The organism is Methylomarinum sp. Ch1-1, from assembly GCF_030717995.2.
Lineage (GTDB): Bacteria > Pseudomonadota > Gammaproteobacteria > Methylococcales > Methylomonadaceae > Methylomarinum > Methylomarinum roseum.
Genome location: NZ_CP157743.1, coordinates 1,350,666 through 1,372,445, shown reverse-complemented (window position 1 = coordinate 1,372,445; position 21,780 = coordinate 1,350,666). Strand labels below are relative to the sequence as shown.

Below are 21,780 nucleotides of genomic sequence, written 5' to 3'. Positions count from 1 at the left end.
TCAAGCCACCTCCAATACGATAATATATTCTCCCTCTTCGCTCCGGCTATCGATCACCCTGTGACCGTTGATTCGACACCAAGCCGGAATATCCTGCATGACGCCCGGGTCGGTACATACGACCGTCAGCTCATCGCCGCTGTTCAGGGTTTTGACCTTATCCTGGGTGCGAATCACCGGCAACGGACAGAGCAAGCGCCTGACATCCAGTACTTCCTTACTCATACAAACCACTCCTGCGGAATTTCGTCCGCCGCCAACGGTTTAACCCGGACGACGCGCTCGTCGCGGCCTTTTTCCCGTATCGCAATATCGACTAGCTCTGCATCGCGCCCCTGGCCATAGCGAGCCGTAATTCGCCCGGCCAGCAACAAATCCTCTTCGCTGGGCGCACCATCGATCAAAACTAGCGGGCCGCGATGACTGGCGCAGTTCATGTTGATATAGTCTTTCTTATACCCTTGCATGAAACGCGCCTCGCCGTCTTCCCGAGCGACGATCAATTTGAAGTTGCTTTTCGGGCGGATATGACGACCGACTTTCAACAACATCACGTCATCGAGATCATAGTCTTTTTCTCCTCGCGCTTGCCATAAATCAACCAGTTTCAGCGAATATTTTTCATCGGTCAGAAAACAGCAGCCGCCCGCCGGTTGAGCATAATCGTCAAAACCGTATTGTTTCGCCAACGCCATCTGCGGTTTGCGTGTGCGGCCGCTGAAATCAAACAGCTTTTCCCGGTCTACCCAGCCTTCTCTTTCGGGCAAGGTAGGCGGCAGATTTCTCGCACACAACGGCCGTAACAACAGGTCATCGGCGCCTGATTCCGCCGCGACAATCGGCATCGTTTCCTTTCGTTGCGACATCGGCCGCTGTCCTATCACTTCACCGGTGATAATGAAATCGAAACCATTTTCCTGTATCCACTGTTTGGCCTTGTTCACCATGAAAATCTTGCAGTCCAAGCAAGGATTCATATGAGCGCCATAGCCGTGCTTCGGATTGATCAGCACATCCTTGTATTCTTCGATAATATCGACGATGTGCAGTTTAATGCCCAGTTGCTCCGCCACCCAGAGAGAATTATTACGCTTAGGCTTGGCCTTATCCTTGTTACGGATGGCGTGGGTATGACCTTCGACGCAAAAACCGGTAAAAAAATTAATCCCTTCAACTTGTACGCCCTGCTCCATGACCGCTTTTGCCGCCAACATCGAATCCAGTCCTCCGGAAATCAATGCCACCGCTTTTCTTTGCTTATTCATAACATCTAAAAAAATTAACCAGTCAACCGACTATCGGAAAAAATGCTTGTTATTATACCTGTTTAATAGCCAGTCTGGCTTCCACTTGTCGCATTATTGACTAAACTCTAGCGTACTTGTAATTATTCAGCGTATTTTTATCAGAGGGAGTAGGCTATTGATTTATCGGGCTGTCTGCAACAGGACGTTGCAGTCAGAGCTTACATGGATGTATTCACGCGTCCCGAGAAATCAATGGTCTACTCCCTAAACCCTGAAAGATACTGAATAGTTACGCGTACTTAAAGCTAACAACAACTAATATTATGGAATTCAAAGATTACCTTAAGATTCTTGTGCATAAAGATGGTTCCGACCTTTACCTGACCGTCGGCGCGCCGCCGGCGGCGAAATTTCAGGGCGCCCTAAAACCGCTGGAGGCGACGGCGCTGAGCAAGGAGCGAATCAAGGCGATTGCCGACGACATCATGGATGCCGAACAGCGCGAGCAATTTGAGCATGTTCCGGAAATGAACCTGGCCATCGCCGAGCCAGGCATCGGCCGGTTTCGGGTTAATATCTTCAAACAACGCAACAGCCATGCGATGGTGATACGCAACATCAAGGTAGACATCCCCAACGCCGATGACCTAGGCCTGCCGCAGATACTGAAAAACAAGATTATGGAAAAACGCGGCTTGATCCTGTTCGTCGGCGGCACCGGTTCCGGGAAATCGACCTCGCTGGCCGCGCTGATCGACCATCGCAACAGCCATTCATCGGGCCATATCATCACGATAGAAGATCCGATTGAATATGTTCATCCGCATAAAAAATGCCTGGTCAACCAACGGGAAGTCGGCGTCGACACCTGCTCCTACGAAGACGCGCTGAAAAACACCTTGAGACAGGCCCCGGACGTCATCTTGATTGGCGAGATCCGCAGCCAGGAAACCATGGAGCACGCACTGGCCTTCGCCGAAACCGGTCACTTATGCCTTTCGACGCTGCATGCCAACAACGCCAACCAGGCCTTAGACAGAATCATCAATTTCTTTCCGGAAGAACGCCGCGGCCAATTATTGCTGGACTTATCACTGAACCTACAGGCATTTGTCTCGCAAAGGCTAATCCCGACCGTCGACGGCAAAAGAACCGCAGCAATCGAAATCCTGCTGGGCACACAGTTGGTCAGCGACCTGATTCATAAAGGCGAAATCCATTCCATCAAGGAGGCGATGGAAAAATCGGAAAACATCGGCATGCAAACCTTCGATAGCCATCTGCTAAAACTCTACAAAGCCGGAACCATTTCTCTGGAAGAAGCGCTCCGCAATGCGGATTCGCCAAACAACCTGAAATTAAAAATCAACCTGAGTGAAGGACGTGGCTCAGCGACAGCAGAAGAGACCGAAAAATCAAGTAAATCGGCCGGCTTGGCTAAACTGGCTTTACAGGAACTGGAAAAGGATGACGAAAGCGAGGAGGAGAATGAAAAATAAATAAAAAAGGCCTGCCGCGGCAGCGGCAGACCTTTTCCATCTATCGCTTAAAATTAAAGCTGAATAGAAGATGTAGCGCTTGAAACTTTTTGTTTAGAACCATCTGGATTATCCATGCAACCGGTCAGACCAGCAATCATTAAAGTCATAGCTAACAGAGACAATACTTTTTTCATAACATCCTCCAAAAAGGTTTTTTATATTTATTTTATGTACTATTGGTTAAGCACGGTCTAATTTATAACACGGCTAAATCATCAAATCAACAAATTGTTTGTCATAAAATATTGATGTCTTCTGGCAGTGTTATCTCGATCGTTTTCCCCTGCCAGCGCGCAGTCCCGATAGACCGCCATGAGCCGGACAAATTCTTATTCAATAAGTTCTCGCGCCAAGTAAAGGGCGCTTCGATCTTTTTCAATTTCACCAAAAAGGTCGTATCATCCAGCTCAAGCCCCGACTTGATACCCCAAAACGCGGTCACCTTCATAATGAATTTGCGTAAGCGCAGATCATCGATTTTTGGGGTCACAGCGATATTGGCCCACATCGAATGGACTCGCCCCCAATTGGGCGCAACCAACCGGCCTTGTTCATTGACGAAAGACAGCCATTGCTCGTCACCGTTCTGATCGAGATAGGTCAAGGCGATCAAATGATTATAGCCTTCAAAATGATCGTGTAGATAAAGGGCGTGCGGCGTGATTCCCCAAAAAGTCTGCGACAGCATAATCAGCGAATTACTGGCATTAGCCAAGGCCCGGGTCAGCGCATGCTGTTTGGTGTCGATATCCAGCCGATAAACGATGCCGTAGTGTATACTGCTATTCAATTGCAATAACAACAACAGCACCAGAATCTTACCGAGTCTAAGACTATGGCGTCTAGCGAGTTTAGTATCGGCGACGGTAAACAGCCGGCCATACCACATCGGCTCGATTTCCGCCGTTTGATAATCACAAGTTTGATCACAGCTTAATCTCGCTCGGTTATCGGCGATTTTTCGATAGTAAGCGCTGGCGCAGTGATAAACGCCGGGCAGGCGTAACAACAAACCGACCGGGAAGAGGTAACGCATATTCAGCAGAATCCGAATATAGGTGTCGAGTCCGGCATAGACTCGCCCATTATCATCCAGCGCATATAGATCGCTCATCAATTCGCTTTCGGCAATGCTATTCAACGCCGGGTACTGGCCGGCATAAGCTTGCGCCCCTTTGAATGCGATGCAATTGAAAACATCAAAATGATTCAGAACCAACACCGTTCGATTGCACAGCGGGCACTGCTCATCGTAAAAAACCGTTAATGTCGGCGCTTTAGCCTGCAACAGTCCGCCGATGGCCCGATACCACGAAAAAGGCGCAACCAAGGCATAGAAAATCAACATCCCCAGGCCAAAGGGATAAATATTGAACGTCAGCGTGATACCCAAATGTAGGCCGACCCCTATCACAAAATAAATCGGTCTTAGGGCGCGAACATGAAACAAAAAAATGAAGGTGAACTGAAAAACAATGATCGTGTAGCCGATAATTTTCTGCAGAATCTCGATGTTCAGCAACCAGGACATGTTTAGCGCCGATACATAATAAGGTATCGAAGAAGGCAGCCACGCCCCCAAACCATTGCGCCAATGCTCGGCAAACATCTTGTGGATCGCCGAGTCAAAATACAAAAAACCGAGACAAATCGCGACAGGCAAATAATAAGCCAGCACCGAAACCTCTGCTCTTGGGTAGCGCGAATAATGCACGAAAGGCCGGCTTAATTTTTTTCTCAATGCATCGATGGAGAACGCCTTGTCCGCCGGCATGAACAGTAGCATAAAATTCGCGCCGATCATGAACAGATCAAACCCGCCATCAAAATCACGCTGCATTGGCGTAAAATTAACGAAAATGATCCAAAAAACGTAGTTGGCGATCAGGGCCGTCTGACAGCGATAGCCGACCGTGACGCAAATAGCGACCACAGCCCACAGGCAAATAAAGAAATAAATCATCGGAAACTCAACATCCAAGTAAGGAATCGGGTCGAAAATCAGATGATTGAAATAGAGCAGAAAAAGCGTTTCCTGTAAGGTAACCAGGCCGAACAACAGGCGAAAAAGACCGACGCCTGTCGCCGGCGCCTGTTGCTGATAAAGACTGTAGATCCGCGCAGTTAGAAACTTGTACATGTTGATAAAGGGAATGCAAAAATGCACAAATTATAAGGTATTTATTGGCGTCGAGGCCATTTCTTCAGCAATTCCCACTTTGGCGTTCAAAAAGGGCATGGGGTGTGTTTGGCGAGGATGTCGGCAGCAAGGATGCTGCCGTCAAGCCCCCAGGGATGGGTTTACCCAGCACCTAAATTCCATGGCTACCGGACGATATTTTACATTCCAGGAAAATTTAGGTGCTGGGCTCCTAGACAGACACACCCCATGCCCTAAACCCTGCAAAAATACTTAAACTGGGGTAATTATTCAGCGTAGTTTTATCAGAGGGAGTAGGTTATTGATTTATCGGGCTGTCTGCAACAGGACGTTGCAGTCAGAGCTTACAGGGAAGTATTCACCCAGCACCTAAATTAACGAAGATTATTAATCATAGCCAATAATCTAGGGTATTTAGGTGCTGGGTGAACGCGTCCCGAGAAATCAATGGCCTACTCCCTAAACCCTGAAAGATACTGAATAGTTACAAACTGGGAATTGCTGCCATTCCTTAGACCACAAAAAAGGCCGTTACTGAATACAGTAACGGCCTTTTAACAGTATGGCTATTTCTAGCTTACTCTTCGTCGCTAGGTTCAGAGAAAACCCATTTTACGAAAAAATATCCTGCAGCGATAATTACAACCGCTCCAATCATACCAGCCGGCTCTTTTAACAGTTCTGTTAAGTCTAAGATCGCTCCCATGAGTGTCCTACCTTTAATGTTGTTGTAAATAAATGTGCCAAAAACAATGGCATCGGAAGGCGATATGTTACTTTAGATAGACATAAAGTCAAGCAATTGATCGGTTTTAAAAGCCAATCCAGGACTCTTCGCAGCACAAATGACCCTCCCGACCGCATCACTATATATCATCATTATAATGACTATAAACCTATTTTATACACCCATTCAGTTTCAACATAGGCTGACTTAGAGGCTAAGCTAAGCAAAACAGCCCCGCCTCAAATTTGTTGTTTGAGGAAACGTTGTATAAATCCATTCTTAGATTTCCCAACGATCGCAGATGGCGAAGCGGATTACCAAAAGCTATAAAAAATCAATATCTTGCAGACACTGAGCTCCACCTTTCATCCACACATTGGGGAAGCGCCGGTTTATTCAGCACTTTCTTAGCGGGCAGGCGTAAATAGCGACTCGTCTTGCGGCAAAATTCAGTCCGCCGATTTTTGCCGCAACAGATCATCTCTCAAATTGCCATATCGAGTGAATATGAGTAGTATGGGCCCTTGTTTATCTGCTTGTATAACTATATAAAAACAACTAAGAGGAATTAAAATGATTGGTGGTATAATAATGATATTGACAGCAATCTGGGTATACCAGGCTGTTTTAAAAATAAAAAAACCTCACGGTTTATTTTGGGTCGCCGGTTGCGCAGCCCTGTTCTTTGCAGTCCAATGGATATTCGTTCAACTTAACATCGTTATTATCGATACGTATCAAGGCGACGACATCGGAGCCGAGTATGACCGCTCGCTGGGCAGCGTCGGCGACCGCGCCACGAACGAAAAAGGGACCGGCGGCATATTTTTAAATATCCTTTATGAACTGCTGCCGCCCTTAGCCGGCTTTTTATCGGTCGCTCTGGTCCGCGCTAAATTCATTTTGAATGAATCCCTCACAGTTGCAACCCTGTTTGGCGGCATCAAAGAGATGTTTGTCAGCATCAAAGACAGCTTCAAGACCTCGGAGTAAGGCTGCCGCCAGCCGCCGACAAAAAAGCCCGGTACATGCCGGGCTTTTTTTTGTTAAAATCAATCGTTTGTTTTATTTCATGGCGTCACATTGGAGACGATGAAAACCAACGTCAGAATAAATAAAATGGTGGCGACAAAGCCGACAATGACATAGCTCGACAAAGAACCATGTTGAAAATCAATTTCGCGGTTTTTATTGCTTTGAACGCCTATGCCGGCGGCGACAACACTCTTTATGACTTGCAGGATGCCTGGTTTTGACATGAGAATCTCCCCTTCAAATATTAGTTATTTATAATATACTTTGGCGTAAGCCAAGGCAATAGCCAAACCTCGTTCTGAATCAAAAACAGCTTTCCACACTATCAATCAATATGAAAAATCACGAATTACTGAAACAGCAACTAACGCAGCGTATTTTGTTCCTAGATGGCGCCATGGGTACGATGATACAGAGTTATAAGCTGGAGGAAAACGATTATCGGGGGGAACGTTTTGCCGACTGGAGCTGCGATCTGCAAGGCAACAATGACTTGTTGTCACTAACGCAGCCGGAAATCATCAAGTCGATACATCGGGCATATCTGGACGTAGGCGCCGATATCATTGAGACCAACAGTTTCAATGCCACGAAGATTGCGATGGCCGATTATAAAATGGAATCGCTGGCTTATGAAATCAATCTCGAATCGGCGCGTTTGGCCAAACAGGCCGCCGCGGAAGTGAGCGCCCTGACCCCCGATAAGCCGCGCTTTGTCGCCGGCATCCTCGGACCCACCAACCGCACCGCCTCGATGTCCCCCGACGTCAACGACCCCGGTTTCAGAAATATCAGTTTCGACGACTTGGTTGAAGCCTACAGCGAAGCGGTCAAGGGACTGATCGATGGCGGCGTCGACATCCTCCTGATTGAGACGGTGTTCGACACGCTAAACGCCAAGGCGGCGGTGTTTGCGGTCGAACAATATTTCGAGCGAATCGGTTACAAACTGCCGATCATGATTTCCGGCACCATTACCGACGCCTCGGGCCGCACCTTGTCCGGCCAGACCGCCGCCGCCTTCTGGACCTCGCTGAGCCACGCCGAACCGATTTCGATCGGCTTCAACTGCGCCCTCGGCGCCAAAGAATTACGTCAATATATCGAAGAACTTTCACACATCGCCGACACCCATGTCTCCGCCCACCCTAACGCCGGCCTGCCCAATGAATTCGGCGAATATGATGAAACGCCGGAGGAAATGGCCAAGGAACTGGCAGACTGGGCGGCCAATGGTTACCTGAACATCATCGGTGGCTGCTGCGGCACCTCGCCGGCGCATATCGAGGCGATCATCAAGGCGGTCGAAAAACATCCGCCAAGGAAAGTCCCGGAGCTGGCAAAACAATGTCATCTCGCCGGCCTGGAACCGATGGCGATAGGACCGGACACGCTGTTTGTCAATGTCGGGGAACGCACCAACGTGACCGGCTCGGCTAGATTCAAACGGCTGATCGTCGAGGAAGACTATGAAACGGCGCTGGAAGTCGCCAAGCAGCAGGTGGAAAATGGCGCGCAGATCATCGACATCAACATGGACGAAGGCATGCTCGATTCCCAGCAAGCGATGACGCGCTTCCTGAACTTGATCGCCGCCGAGCCGGACATCGCCAAGGTGCCTATCATGCTCGATTCCTCGAAATGGGAGATTCTGGAAGCGGGCCTGAAATGCATACAGGGCAAGGGCGTCGTCAACTCGATTTCGTTGAAGGAAGGCGAGGAAGCCTTCATCCAACATGCCAAGCTAGTGCGTCGTTATGGCGCCGCGGTCATCGTCATGGCATTCGATGAACAAGGCCAGGCCGACACCTTCGAGCGCAAGGTCGAGATCTGTCAACGCGCCTATAAGATACTGACCGAACGAGTCGGTTTCCCAGCCGAAGACATTATTTTCGACCCCAACATCTTCGCCATCGCCACCGGCATCGAGGAACACAACAACTATGGCATGGACTTCATCGAGGCGACCCGCGAAATCAAACGCACGCTGCCACATGCGCTGATCTCCGGCGGCGTTTCCAATGTCTCGTTCTCGTTCCGCGGCAACAACCCGGTGCGGGAAGCCATACACGCGGTGTTCCTCTATCACGCGATCCATGCCGGCATGGATATGGGCATCGTCAACGCCGGACAACTGGCGATTTACGAAGACATCCCCGAAGAACTGCGCAATACCGTCGAAGACGTGGTGCTGAACCGCGATCCCGGCGCCACCGAAAAACTGCTGGAAATCGCCGAAAAATATCGCGGTGACGGAAGCACGAGCGCCAAACAAGAAGACCTGGAATGGCGCAGCTGGCCGGTCAACAAGCGTCTGGAGCATGCCTTGATCAAAGGGATTGCCGACTATATCGATGAAGATACCGAGCAAGCAAGGCAGGAAGCGGAAAAACCGTTGCTGGTCATCGAGGGACCGCTGATGGACGGCATGAATGTCGTCGGCGACTTGTTCGGCGCCGGCAAGATGTTTCTGCCGCAAGTGGTCAAATCCGCCCGGGTGATGAAGAAAGCGGTCGCCTATCTGATGCCGTTCATGGACGCCGAAAAAGACGGCGAGCGGGAAGCCAACGGCAAGGTGCTGATGGCGACGGTCAAAGGCGACGTGCATGATATCGGCAAAAATATTGTCGGCGTCGTGCTGCAATGCAATAACTATGACGTGTTAGACCTGGGCGTGATGGTGCCGGCGGAAAAAATCCTGAAAACGGCGCGTGAAGAAAAGGTCGACGTCATCGGCCTGAGCGGCCTGATAACGCCGTCATTGGATGAAATGGTGCACATGGCCAAGGAAATGGAACGCCAGGGCGTCGAAATCCCATTACTGATCGGCGGCGCGACGACCTCACGCGCCCATACCGCGGTCAAAATCGAGCCGAACTATCACGGCGCCACCGTTTATGTCGCCGACGCCTCGCGCAGCGTCGGCGTGGTCAGCGCCTTGTTAAGCAAGGATCAAAAAAATGCATTCATCGACAAGATACGAACCGAATACGAGCAAGTTCGGGAACACCATAAAGGCCGCAAAGCCAAAACCAAACAGCTGACGCTGGAGCAAGCCAGGGCCAATCGCTTCGTGTATGGCGATTATCAACCAATCAAACCGTCCTTTCTCGGCACCAAGGTCATCGACCGCTTCCCGCTGGAGACCCTGGTCTGGTATATCGACTGGACGCCGTTCTTCCATACCTGGGAGCTATCCGGACGTTATCCGGTCATCTTCGACGATAATATCATCGGTGACGAAGCCAGAAAACTGTTCGAGGACGCCCAGGCAATGCTGCATCAAATCATCTCAGAACAATGGTTGGAGGCGAAAGCCGTGATCGGCTTTTTCCCGGCCAACAGCGTTGACGAAGACATCATCCTTTATACCGATGAAAGTCGCAGCGAACAGCTGGAAATTCTCCATCATCTGCGTCAGCAGAACATCAAGGCGCCGGGCCGGCCCAATTACTGCTTATCCGACTTCGTCGCTCCGGTAGACAGCGGTAAAGCCGACTACGTCGGCGGCTTCGCGGTCACCACCGGCATCGGCATCGAGACCAAACTGAAGGAATTCGAACAAGATCATGACGATTACAGCGCCATCATGCTCAAGGCGCTGGCCGACAGACTGGCGGAAGCCTTCGCCGAATATCTGCACGAGGTGGTGAGAAAAAATTACTGGGGCTATGCCAAAGAAGAACGACATGACAGTAAGGAGCTGATTGCCGAAGCCTATCAGGGTATACGCCCGGCGCCCGGCTATCCGGCCTGCCCCGACCATACCGAAAAAGGCAAATTATTTGACTTGTTGAATGTCACGCCGACCACGACCATCGAACTAACCGAAAGTTATGCGATGACCCCGACCGCGGCGGTCAGCGGCTGGTATTTTTCCCATCCCGCATCGCAATATTTCAATGTCGGTAAAATCGACCAAAAACAATTGCAGGACTATGCCCAACGTAAAGGCATGCCCACTGAAGTGACTGAACGCTGGCTGTCGGCTCACTTGCACGATTGATGTCATCAGGTGATGCAAATATGACCATAAAATCCCTAATCGAACGATCAGTAGAGCGAACCATGTATGCGAGTCGCTGGCTGTTGGCGCCGATATATCTGGGACTCAGCCTGGCCTTACTGGCGCTGACGGTCAAGTTTTTCCAGGAAGTGTATCATTTCATGCCGCAGCTCCTGGAGATCGAGGAATCCGACATGATCTTGCAATTGTTGACCTTGATCGACCTGACCCTGGTCGGCAGCCTGACGGTTATCGTCATGTTCAGCGGTTATGAGAACTTCGTCTCACAAATGGATATCGCCCCCAACACCGAAAAACTGGGCTGGCTGGGCACCCATGATTACGGTTCGTTGAAAATAAAACTTGCTTCTTCGATCGTCGCCATTTCCTCGATTCATTTATTGAAAGTGTTCATGAACATACAGCACACCGACAATAGCAAGTTATTATGGTACGTGGTCATACACTTGACTCTGGTGATCTCGGCGCTATTGATGGGCTATCTGGACAAAATCACCAAGCATTGATGAGCGATTACTATTTATTCGGCACCGGCGGCTGCCATTTATGCGAACAGGCTGAGCAGTTACTTGGACAATCGGCTAACCTGATACGCTATGAAAAAAAGGATATCGCCGATAACGATGATTGGCTAGACCGGTACGCCGTTCGCATCCCGGTGCTTTTGCATCGGCCCAGCGGCGCGGAACTGAGCTGGCCATTCGATAACGCCGCATTACAACGGTTTATTGCCAAACATCGTTGGTAACTATTCAGTATCTTTCAGGGGTTAGGGAGCATTAACAATGAGCGTCATCCGCCAAAACCATTTCATCCAAAGCATCGCCGATGCGCTGCAGTACATCTCCTATTATCACCCGCCTGATTTTATCCAGGCCCTGCATCGCGCCTACGAACAGGAACAAAGTCCGGCCGCCCGAGATGCGATCGCCCAAATTCTGATCAACTCGCGCCTGTGCGCCGAGGGCCGAAGGCCGGTTTGCCAGGATACCGGCATCGTCACGGTCTTTTTGAGAATCGGTATGGCCGTCCAATGGGACGCCGACATCAGCATCGCCGATATGGTCAATGAAGGAGTGCGTAGAGCCTACACCGACCCGGACAACCGGCTGCGCGCCTCGGTGCTGACGGACCCGGCCGGCAAACGCCTCAACACCGGCGACAACACGCCCGCAGTGATTCATATGGAAGTAGTGCCCGGCGATAATGTCGACGTCGAAGTCGCGGCCAAGGGCGGCGGTTCCGAAGCCAAAGCCAAATTCGCCATGCTCAATCCTTCCGACAGCATCGTCGAATGGGTGCTGCAAACGGTGCCGACGATGGGCGCGGGTTGGTGTCCTCCCGGCATACTCGGCATCGGCATCGGCGGCACCGCGGAAAAAGCGATGCTGCTGGCCAAACAGGCCTGCATGGAATCGATCGACATTCAGCAACTACAAGCCCGCGGTCCGGCTAATGCGATAGAGGAACTGCGTCTTGAGCTGTATGACCAAGTCAATGCCCTAGGCATCGGCGCTCAAGGACTGGGCGGACTGACCACGGTGCTGGACGTCAAGATCAAGGACTATCCGACCCACGCCGCCAATAAACCGGTGGCGATCATCCCCAACTGCGCCGCGACGCGCCATGCGCATTTTACCCTGGACGGCTCCGGACCGGTACAGCTGCCGCCGCCGAAATTGGAGGACTGGCCAAAAATCAGCTGGGATGCCGGCGAAACTGCCCGCCACGTCAATCTCGATACGCTCAGCAAGGAGGATGTGGCCTCTTGGAAACCCGGCGAAACGCTATTGCTCAGCGGCGCCCTGCTGACCGGCCGGGATGCTGCCCATAAACGCATCGTCGACCTATTCGCGCGCGGAGAAGCCCTGCCGGAAAATGTCAACTTCAACAACAAGTTCATTTATTACGTCGGCCCGGTCGATCCGGTACGCGACGAAGTCGTCGGCCCCGCAGGGCCGACGACCGCAACCCGGATGGATAAATTCACCGAGACGATGTTGAAAAAAACCGGTTTATTGGGCATGATCGGCAAGGCCGAACGGGGACCGGCGGCCATCGAAGCAATAAAACGACATCGAGCGGTGTCTTTGATCGCTGTCGGCGGCGCCGCCTATTTGGTCTCGAAAGCGATTCGTCAGGCCCGCGTCGTCGCCTTCGCCGATCTCGGCATGGAAGCGATTCATGAGTTTGTCGTCGAGGATATGCCGGTGACCGTCGCCGTCGACAGCCGCGGCGACTCGGTACACCAGAGCGCGCCCAAGGTCTGGCAAGCGAAAATCGGCAAGATTTCGGTGGAATCGCAATGAATATCGCCAGCCGCGACCCATGAAAACTGTTCAGCACCCAAGCGACTCCCTCTGATAAAAGTACGCCGAATAATTACTATGAAGATTTAATTCTTCGTGTACTTCATGATCTTCATCGTGAATAATGTATTCTATAGGGCTTGTTCAGCGTAAAACGGTGCTGTCCCATATTTATCAACGTTCTTAAACGCCGCACTTGCCGACTTAATCGTTATTAAAGACCAGACGGTTCAATAATCATGGAAAAACTGACCTGCTTCAAAGCCTACGATATTCGTGGCCAACTGGGCGTAGAGCTTAACGAGGACATCGCCTACCGCATCGGCCGCGCCACCGGCGAGTATCTTCAAGCCCAAACCATCGCGGTCGGCGGCGATGTGCGACTGACTTCGGAATCATTGAAGAAGGCGCTGACCGAGGGCTTGTTGGATGCCGGCGTCGACGTCATCGACATCGGCATGACCGGAACCGAGGAAATCTATTATGCCGCTCAGGCTCTCGATGTCGACGGCGGCATCGAGGTGACCGCCAGCCACAATCCGATGGATTATAATGGTATGAAACTGGTCCGCGAGCAGGCCAAACCAATCAGCGGCGACAGCGGTCTGCATAATATCCAGCACCTTGCCGAAGCCAATGCCTTCGGCCCGGTTAAACGGCGAGGTACGCTCAGCAGACTGTCCCATCTGGACGCCTATGTCGATCACCTGATGACCTATATCGACATCGACAAGCTGAAAGCGCTGAAACTGGTGGTCAATGCCGGCAACGGCGCGGCCGGCCATGTGATCGATGCCTTGGAAGCGCGCCTGCAGGCCGCCGGCGCACCGCTCGAATTCATCAAGATACACCATCGACCGGACGGTAGCTTCCCCAACGGCATTCCCAATCCGTTATTGCCGGAATGCCGCCATGACACCAGCGAGGCCGTACTAAAACATCATGCCGCCATCGGCATCGCCTGGGACGGCGACTTCGATCGTTGTTTTTTATTCGATGAACAAGGCCGTTTCATCGAAGGCTACTACATCGTCGGCCTGTTGGCCGAGGCCTTTTTGCACAAGGTTCCGGGCAGCAAGATCATCCATGATCCCCGTCTAAGCTGGAACACCATCGATGTGGTCGAGGCCGCTGGCGGCATCCCGGTGATGTCGAAAACCGGCCATGCCTTCATCAAGGAACGCATGCGCAAGGAGGATGCGATCTACGGCGGGGAAATGAGCGCCCATCATTATTTCCGCGATTTCGCCTACTGCGACAGCGGCATGATTCCATGGCTGCTGGTGATCGAATTATTATCGGTTAAAGCTCAAAAACTGTCGGAAATGGTCGCCGAACGCATCGCCGCTTATCCGTCATCGGGTGAAATCAATGCCAAGCTGGCCGACCCGGCGGCGGCCATCGCCCGCGTCAGAACGCATTATCAAGCGGATGCCCTAGCGATCGATGAAACCGATGGCATCAGCTTGGAATTCGCCGATTGGCGTTTCAACCTGCGCTCGTCGAACACCGAACCGGTGGTCAGACTGAATGTCGAATCACGCGGCGATGTGCCGTTGATGGAACGGAAAACGGCTGAGATTCAGGCTTTACTTCGGCAATGACAATTGGTCATCATGACGTCAGTGGCGCTTAAACACCAGCAGGGTAATATCATCGGCAAATATTTCCTTGGCGCAAAAACGCTTTAATGCCTCCAGGATGGTATCAATGATCTGCTGGGGCGAGCGCTGGGCAATCTTGTTCAGCAACTGGCAGAGCCGCTCGACGCCAAAAAATTCGCCCTGAGGGTTTTCCGCTTCGATCACGCCGTCGGTATATAACAACACCGTATCACCGGACTTAATCGTCAGCGTTTTTTCTTCGAACCACACTTGCTTACGGATGCCCAGCACCAGTCCTTCGGCATCCAACTGCTGACAGCCGTCGTCATCGCCCCTGCTAATGAGCGCCGGTGGGTGCCCGGCATTGGCATAACTCAATTGCTGCTTTTCCGGATGATATTGCAGATAAGTCATGGTGATGAAATAGTCGGCGTTATTTAAGTCATCAAATAGAAAATCATTCAACGTCGTCAAGGCATGCGCCGGAGTACGACTCCAGTTGGCCTGGGCGCGCAGCGCGCTTCGGGTTGCCACCATGAACAGGCCGGGGCCGATCGCATGACCGGAGACATCGACGATGGTCATATCGAGGATGTCATGATCACGCAAAAAATAATCGAAATAATCCCCCCCTACCCGGGCGGCGGGCAGACAATAGCCGATAATTTCAAAATTGGCGGTCTTAATCGGCTTGGCGGGCAGCAGCGAAGTCTGAATCTGATGAGCGATCTTCATTTCATTCTCGGCAATGGCGAGGGAAACCTCCGCCTGACGAATTCTTTGCTCGCTTTCCTTGCGCTCGCTGATATCATGAATGAAACCGCTGAACTCATAGGCGTTCCCCAATTTTAACGGCGCCACACTGAACTCAACGGGGAATTCACTACCATCACGACGTATCGCGGTATGCTCAATCAATTGATTGAGTATCTTGCCTTTGCCGCTGCGCAGAAAGACCTGCAGCCCGCGGTAATGCTCTTTACGAAAACGCCTAGGAATTATCAGCTTGGCCAGGCGCTGACCAATAGCTTCATCGCGCGACCACCCGAACATCTTTTCCGCCTGCCGGTTCCAATCGGTGATGATCCCGTAGGAATCCATCGTCACCATCGCGTTGAGGGCGGTTTCCAGGATTAGACGTTTGCGTTTTTCGCTATCTAGCAGCGCATCCTGGAAATGTTTTCTGGCGGTGATATCGTGATCGACGCCCCGCCATTTAATCAACCTGCCATTTTCATCCTTGATTGGCAAACCGGTTGATTCGGTAAAAATCTCATGACCGTCACGATGCCGATAATGATTCATTAAGGCATAAAAAGGCTGTTCAATGGCCGTATTGCGCTGCAGCTCTGTTTTATCCTCAGCGGTCAACAATTCGGTATAGTGCTTGCCGATAATTTCTTCAGGCTGAAAACCGAGTATATCCTGTACCGCAATACTGCTATAGATGTAATAACCTTCGGGGTCTTGCTCCCACAACCATTCACCGGTCATCTGCGCCATCTGGCGGAAGCGTTGTTCGCTGTCGACCAGCGCCGATTCGACCTTCTTACGCGAACTGATATCTTCGGCTATCGCTAAGAAGTGGGTGATTTTCCCAGCCTTGTTGGTTATTGCGGTGATCGTCTCGTAGACCCAAAACAATTCGCCGCTCTTCTTCCGGTCCTTGATTTCGCCGCGCCACTCGCCGCTAGTCCTCAGCGCCTGCCTCATTTGTTGATAGTCGAGATCGGTGGTCTCGTCGGATTGTAATAATTTGGGCGTTTCCCCCAGCAATTCCTTCCGGGAGTAACCTGTCAATTCCGTATACTTCGGGTTGATATATTCGATCCGGCTATTTGCGTCGGTAATCATCACCGCGCTGGCGCTTTGCTCAACGGCCCGATGCATGACCCGCAATAGCTCGCTATCTTGTCGTTGCTCGGTGAAGTTTTTGCTCGTCATAACGCTTCCAGCAATCTCTCTAACTCTTGGTGCCAGACCAGGAAAGGCATCAATCGGCGCTGCAACGCCGGAGTCATGTCATGATAACTGCGCTGATAACGGTTCAGCAATGCCCGCCTTTGGCTGGCGGCAAAATAGTCTTGCGCGCTGGCGCAATCGGATTGCACGATTTTTTTAACCAATTGACTTTGCATCTGGGTGATTCCCTGTTGCAACTGGTTAAACATCTTGCGCTCCCAGCTGTCTTGCAGAGCGATGTGACCCAGCTGTTCCCGCACCAGCGCCAGAAACAATAATTGCGCCGTTTCCTCATAAAGGCTTACGATTTTATCGATATCGCTAGCCGTGTCGATCGTCATCTTGACGCAAGCGGGAAAATCTTTGATTTCATCCAAGCGTTGCAGCTGTTCGAGCAACTGTTTAGGAAGCTCCTTGCCATAAGCTGTCATCCTTGAGTCCTCACTCTGTTCTTGCCGCGCGGCGCAACGAATAAATTCCTGTAAATAATCTTGATAATCCGCAACCAAACTCGATTCAGGCTTTAAGCGGGCATTATTCGCGAAGCTCCAGAAGCTGAATTCGGCCAACCTAGCCTCTAATTTCAGCAACAGTTGATATTGCAGCGCGGCATCGATGTGATTGTCGAGCTCCACGAGTGACTTTCTAATCACGTCGCCCTGCAGGATTCGATCGAAGGCCAGATAACTGCTGATCAATGCGCAGATTTCCTGGTGCTGATTATCGACGGCGCGGGCGATGAAGGCGCAACCTGCCTGATTGATGACCAAATTGCTGATACAGGTCGCCTTGATCGCCGAAGCCAAGGGGTGGTTAGGAATATGTTGGACGAAACGTTCGACCAAGGGCGGGGGGAAATAAGCCAATAAATAATGATCACAACAGCGCGCCGAAACGAATTCCGACCGCTCCAGTAGTTGCTGAGTCAACCATCGCTTCGCCGATGAGACCAGCACCGCCAGTTCGGGGCGAGTCAGTTTGATTTTGTCTCGCGCCGACACCGTCTTGAACGATGGAAAAGCCTCATCGGCAAAATCCAAAAAGCCGGCCGCTTGCAGTCTTTCCGCCAACTCCATATACGGTTCTGCCTGTTCGTTACAACGAATTTGCTCCAACGACAAACACAGGGTTTGATGATAATTATCGGCAAGCACCGACTGACAAACCGGCTCCGCCAATTCATCGAACAACGTCTGGTAATCATCGATCAGGCCCTTCTTATGCAGTTCCCGCAACAATATTTTCAAATTCACTTCATGGTCTGAAGTATCGACGCCGGCGGAATTATCGATGGCATCGGTATTGATGCTGCCGCCGGTCAAGGCGAATTCAACCCGGGCCCGCCGAGTAAAACCGAGATTGGCCCCTTCTCCGACGACATCTGCCTTGACGGCGTCGGCGTCCACTCTGACATTATCGTTTTGCCGATCGCCCACCTCTTCGTGCTTTTCCGTACTGGCTTTGACATAGGTCCCGATCCCCCCTAGCCATAATAGTTCGACCGGCGCAGTCAACAGATAACGTATCAGCGTCTCGCCATCCAGCCGCTTATAACGGATATTCAACCACTGCCGGATCGCTTCCGAAATGGGGATGTCCTTGTCGTCGCGCCGATAAACCCCTCCCCCTTCGCTGAGCAGATTGCGTTGATAATCGTCCCAGCTGGAGCCCGGCAAATCGAACAAACGCCGACGCTCCAGTGAGGAGATACGCGGATCAGGCTCGGGGTCCAGAAAAATATGCCGCCCACTGATGGCGGCGCGTAGCTTGATGCAAGGCGACAACAACATGCCATTGCCGAACACGTCACCGTCCATGCTGCCTATGCCGACGACGGTGAAAGGATCTTCCTGGATGTTTTTGCCTCGTTCGCGAAAATGGCGTTTGATGCTCTCCCAGGCGCCCCGCGCGGTAATGCCTAGCTCTTTATGGTTATAGCCTTGAGAACCGCCACTGGCGAAGGCGTCGCCTAGCCAAAACCGGAATTCCGCCGCCACTGCATTGGCCAGGTCTGGAAACTGCGCCGTCCCCTTGTCCGCGGCAACGACCAGATAAGGGTCGGTATCGTCATAACGAACGATGCCAGGCAAGGTCTTGACCTTTTCTTCGACATAATTGTCGGTCAAGTCCAGTAACGCATGCATGAGCTGCAGATAGGCTCTTTTCCCGGATTCTCTGAAGCTCTCATTGGCCTGCTGCCTTTTGACCACAAAACCGCCTTTGGCGCCGGTTGGCACAATCAACGCATTTTTGCTCATTTGCGTCTGCATCAAGCCCAATATTTCCATCCTGAAGTCATCGGGGCGGTCAGACCAACGTATACCGCCCCGGGCGATTTTACCGCCGCGTAAATGGATGCCTTCCATATCGGCGGCATGGACATAGATTTCATAACTAGGCCTCGGGCTCGGCATATCGATGACGCCGAGGCTGTTAATCTTGATCGCGATGAAATAGTCCGCGTGTTCACGACGTATATGAAAATTACTGCGCACCGTCGAATCTATCAGGTTAAACAGAGTTCGGAGTATCCTGTCGTCATTCAGGTCGTCAACCGTTTCCATCTCTTGCAATAAGCGTAAGCGGATCGGAAACAGGGCCTGCTCTTCCCTGATCGCAAGATCTTCCCATTCAGGCGTCGGGCGAAATCGAACTTCGAAATACTGATAAAGTAATCTGACCAATTGCGGATTATTCAGCAGCGCCCGATGGAAGCTGGAAAGGGTGACATGAAAACCAAGTTGCAAACAATAATTGCGATAAGTCCTCAGCACATCGACGTCCTGCCAACTCATGCCGGTCAGGAGCACTAACTGATTCAAGCGGTCATTCTCAACCTTGCCTTTCAGCATGGCCTCAATGACGCCTAGCAGCAAAGGTTTGAGTTTTTGTAACGGTCGCCAGGGACTGCAAGCCGGCATCACCGTAAAACTCTTGATGAATAGCGTCGTCTCCTGCACTTTTACCGTGAATTGCACCTGGTCTATCAGTCTTAAATTAAGATTGTCCAGCACCGGAATGTATTCATCCAGATACTGTTCGGAAGTGCTGTGAAAATGCAGTCGAAAATGCTCCAGTCCATGGCAAGGCGTCAATAAATTAATGCCCAACCCGCCATTCGCTCCCGCCTTTTCAATCTGCACGATATCCTTGACCGCATAACGCGGAGGCAGCATCGCCTGATAATCCGCCGCGAAGCTGTCATGATATTGACACCACAATTTACCGCCGTCAGTTTTGCCGAAGGCTCTATCGAGCAATCTTCTTAATTGAACCGGCCAAGGCCTGCAATTGCGGTTCAGCCGTTTCTCCAGCCTGGCGATATCGATATGCAATTGCTGTTGTTGGCGCGGCCCCAGCGATAAATATAAAGCGCTGTAGCTTTCGCCATAGTTAATCATGCGAACATCGTCCGCCTGGCAACCCAATGCATCACAGATGATATTAACGACTGTGCTTGACAGGCTTTCCGTCAGAAACTCCTGTGGAATGATGACGAGAAAGGACAGGCGTAAAGGGCTAGGACTCGCCAGAAATAATAATTTCAGCGCATCGGGGCGATTCAGATAGCGGCATAACGACTGCCCCAATAAATAGAGCTGCTCCTCTCTGAGGAAAAACAGCTCAAGCTTAGGAAACAGGCTAAATATCTCCCGTAACTTGACATAGTCGTGACTTCCCTGAGTCACCCTGATCCTCGCCAACGTTTGTTCGATTTTTTCCTGTAATGGCGCAATATGATAGGCGCTATGATTGAGTTCAATATTCCTGATCAGTCCGATAAAAGCATGCTCTGTCTCGGTTTGCTTATGCTTTTCCCGCAGCCCTATATAAATCAGCGGCTGATTGCTGATCAGCGGGCTTTGAATCGCCAGTTTATGAACCACGGCTTCGCTATTGCTAGCCAACAAACGCCTGATTTCCTCACTCAATAACTGCGCCGCCCCCGCGTTGAATATATTGAGGCAGGCCGGAAAATCGATGCCGACATCCTCCGTTTCCTCCCGTTTGAAAGCGAACCCGCTGATATCCTTTATCGGCCGATACCATAGCGGAATAAAGACGTCGTGTTGCAGCCATGACACTAACGGCTGATAGGCGCTGATCCCGTTGAGTGTTTTAATATTTTCCAGTTGCTCCGTAAACGCCGAGGAAGCTTGAAAAGCCCGATAGACCTGAGTCAGTAATGTCCGACACTCCGCCTGTATGACCGGCAAGGCTGAATTGTCAATATTATCCAGCCGAATAAGGATAAATAATTCCCCGCATTCCCCTTCGACTTGATTCTCCAAATAAATAATGCCCTGATTTCTGCGTTTGATCGTCAGAGCGGGGTGGGCAATCAGACTAAATAAGGTGTGATATTTTTGTTGCAGCAACAACAGGGTCTCGACCAGATAAGGGGCGTTGGGCGCATTGATCAGCAACAGATGTTGATCGCCGTTAAGCAACGGAAGGACTTGCAAGTCGATGCGCTCGGCGCGGCCTTCAAGAAAATCATAAAATCTTATGATCAGTTTAGCCAATAACGCGGCGGGCAACGAGCTTAAAAAACTATCGGGAAAAACGACCACTTCCGCTAACGTCTTCAGAAAGCGCCGTTTTTGTATATTTTCATGACGGTCAAGCAGATACTGCACCTCATCTATTTTAAGGTGCTGACGACTTTTATCGGCCGACAAGTGGGAGGCTTCAAGATAGATTTTCAAGGGACTTTCGGATTGGGTTTTAATTTTTTTTTTATTTCCAACACATTAACATCCTCCCCCTTGCGATAGCTTACCGAATCCATCAACGAACGAATGAAGAAGATGCCCATCCCGCCCTCCTTGGGATGGTCTAGATCAGGGATAGGAATTTTTTCCAGATCGAAACCTTGGCCATGATCATAGACCTTGATAGTCAGCTCATCTTCGATGAATTGTATGGTAATCCTGACGGTTTCACTCGGATCATTATGACCGGAATAGCGAATAGCATTGGATGTCGCTTCCGTTAACACCAAGTTCAAATGATAAGCGAATGCCTCCCGATCGCCCGAATACTGTTGCAGCTCCCTGCCGATATGCTCGGCGATACTGCCGATCAAATCTAAATAGCGCGTTTGTGTGGGAATCACCACATCTATCTGTAGCTCGTCGTCGGACATAGATGACCTCTATAGTTG

At 51.0% G+C, this 21,780-nt stretch carries 16 protein-coding genes; 7 read left to right on the top strand and 9 right to left on the bottom strand.

Annotated features, from left to right (window positions below; genetic code table 11):
* Positions 1-225, bottom strand: a complete 225-nt coding sequence (locus Q9L42_RS06685; RefSeq protein WP_305909204.1) for a sulfurtransferase TusA family protein — start codon at positions 223-225, stop codon at positions 1-3.
* Positions 222-1,265 carry a tRNA (5-methylaminomethyl-2-thiouridylate)-methyltransferase gene (locus Q9L42_RS06680; protein ID WP_305909205.1) on the bottom strand — a complete coding sequence of 348 codons (1,044 nt, stop codon included), beginning with the start codon at positions 1,263-1,265 and terminating at the stop codon, positions 222-224. Before Q9L42_RS06680 ends, Q9L42_RS06685 begins: the two co-directional genes overlap by 4 nt.
* Before the next feature lie 305 nt (positions 1,266-1,570).
* Here Q9L42_RS06680 and Q9L42_RS06675 point away from each other — a divergent pair, with 305 nt between their 5' ends.
* Positions 1,571-2,746, top strand: a complete 1,176-nt coding sequence (locus tag Q9L42_RS06675; protein ID WP_305909206.1) for a PilT/PilU family type 4a pilus ATPase — start codon at positions 1,571-1,573, stop codon at positions 2,744-2,746.
* Between the two features lie 53 nt (positions 2,747-2,799).
* Here the strand turns inward: Q9L42_RS06675 and Q9L42_RS06670 are convergent, their stop codons facing one another.
* The 3 genes from Q9L42_RS06670 to Q9L42_RS06660 form a co-directional block, all read right to left on the bottom strand.
* Positions 2,800-2,922 carry a hypothetical protein gene (locus Q9L42_RS06670; RefSeq protein ID WP_305909207.1) on the bottom strand — a complete coding sequence of 41 codons (123 nt, stop codon included), beginning with the start codon at positions 2,920-2,922 and terminating at the stop codon, positions 2,800-2,802.
* A gap of 101 nt (positions 2,923-3,023) precedes the next feature.
* On the bottom strand, positions 3,024-4,928 hold the full coding sequence (locus Q9L42_RS06665; RefSeq protein WP_349432388.1) for a DCC1-like thiol-disulfide oxidoreductase family protein: 1,905 nt from the start codon (positions 4,926-4,928) through the stop codon (positions 3,024-3,026).
* A gap of 598 nt (positions 4,929-5,526) precedes the next feature.
* Positions 5,527-5,655: a hypothetical protein gene (locus Q9L42_RS06660; RefSeq protein ID WP_349432386.1), complete on the bottom strand. Its 129-nt coding sequence runs from the start codon at positions 5,653-5,655 to the stop codon at positions 5,527-5,529.
* A 612-nt stretch (positions 5,656-6,267) separates the two neighbouring features.
* On the opposite strand from Q9L42_RS06660, the gene Q9L42_RS06655 reads away from it, so the two are divergent.
* Positions 6,268-6,669 (top strand): hypothetical protein, encoded by a 402-nt coding sequence (locus Q9L42_RS06655; protein ID WP_305909208.1) that lies wholly within the window; start codon positions 6,268-6,270, stop codon positions 6,667-6,669.
* 77 nt (positions 6,670-6,746) lie between these two features.
* Here the strand turns inward: Q9L42_RS06655 and Q9L42_RS06650 are convergent, their stop codons facing one another.
* On the bottom strand, positions 6,747-6,935 hold the full coding sequence (locus tag Q9L42_RS06650) for a DUF2970 domain-containing protein (RefSeq protein ID WP_305909209.1): 189 nt from the start codon (positions 6,933-6,935) through the stop codon (positions 6,747-6,749).
* 110 nt (positions 6,936-7,045) lie between these two features.
* Between Q9L42_RS06650 and metH the strand changes: the two genes are divergently transcribed.
* The 5 genes from metH to cpsG all read left to right on the top strand — a co-directional run bounded on the left by metH (position 7,046) and on the right by cpsG (position 14,651).
* The gene (gene metH / locus Q9L42_RS06645) at positions 7,046-10,717 is read left to right on the top strand and encodes a methionine synthase (RefSeq protein WP_349432384.1); all 3,672 of its coding nucleotides are present in this window, start codon (positions 7,046-7,048) and stop codon (positions 10,715-10,717) included.
* Positions 10,717-11,244, top strand: a complete 528-nt coding sequence (locus Q9L42_RS06640) for a TIGR00645 family protein (protein WP_432648881.1) — start codon at positions 10,717-10,719, stop codon at positions 11,242-11,244. Before metH ends, Q9L42_RS06640 begins: the two co-directional genes overlap by 1 nt.
* Positions 11,244-11,486 carry a glutaredoxin family protein gene (locus Q9L42_RS06635; protein WP_349432382.1) on the top strand — a complete coding sequence of 81 codons (243 nt, stop codon included), beginning with the start codon at positions 11,244-11,246 and terminating at the stop codon, positions 11,484-11,486. Before Q9L42_RS06640 ends, Q9L42_RS06635 begins: the two co-directional genes overlap by 1 nt.
* Before the next feature lie 37 nt (positions 11,487-11,523).
* Positions 11,524-13,047, top strand: coding sequence for a fumarate hydratase (locus Q9L42_RS06630; protein WP_349432380.1), 1,524 nt, complete (start codon positions 11,524-11,526; stop codon positions 13,045-13,047).
* A gap of 239 nt (positions 13,048-13,286) precedes the next feature.
* Positions 13,287-14,651 carry a phosphomannomutase CpsG gene (cpsG, locus tag Q9L42_RS06625; RefSeq protein WP_305909212.1) on the top strand — a complete coding sequence of 455 codons (1,365 nt, stop codon included), beginning with the start codon at positions 13,287-13,289 and terminating at the stop codon, positions 14,649-14,651.
* A gap of 18 nt (positions 14,652-14,669) precedes the next feature.
* Here the strand turns inward: cpsG and Q9L42_RS06620 are convergent, their stop codons facing one another.
* The 3 genes from Q9L42_RS06620 to Q9L42_RS06610 are packed head-to-tail and all read right to left on the bottom strand — an operon-like array spanning position 14,670 to position 21,762.
* Entirely contained in the window at positions 14,670-16,595 is a 1,926-nt protein-coding gene (locus tag Q9L42_RS06620; RefSeq protein ID WP_349432377.1) for a PAS domain S-box protein, read from the bottom strand.
* Positions 16,592-21,322: an NAD-glutamate dehydrogenase domain-containing protein gene (locus tag Q9L42_RS06615; protein WP_349432375.1), complete on the bottom strand. Its 4,731-nt coding sequence runs from the start codon at positions 21,320-21,322 to the stop codon at positions 16,592-16,594. Before Q9L42_RS06615 ends, Q9L42_RS06620 begins: the two co-directional genes overlap by 4 nt.
* Positions 21,319-21,762: an ATP-binding protein gene (locus Q9L42_RS06610; RefSeq protein ID WP_349432373.1), complete on the bottom strand. Its 444-nt coding sequence runs from the start codon at positions 21,760-21,762 to the stop codon at positions 21,319-21,321. Before Q9L42_RS06610 ends, Q9L42_RS06615 begins: the two co-directional genes overlap by 4 nt.
* Between the last annotated feature and the right edge of the window lie 18 nt (positions 21,763-21,780).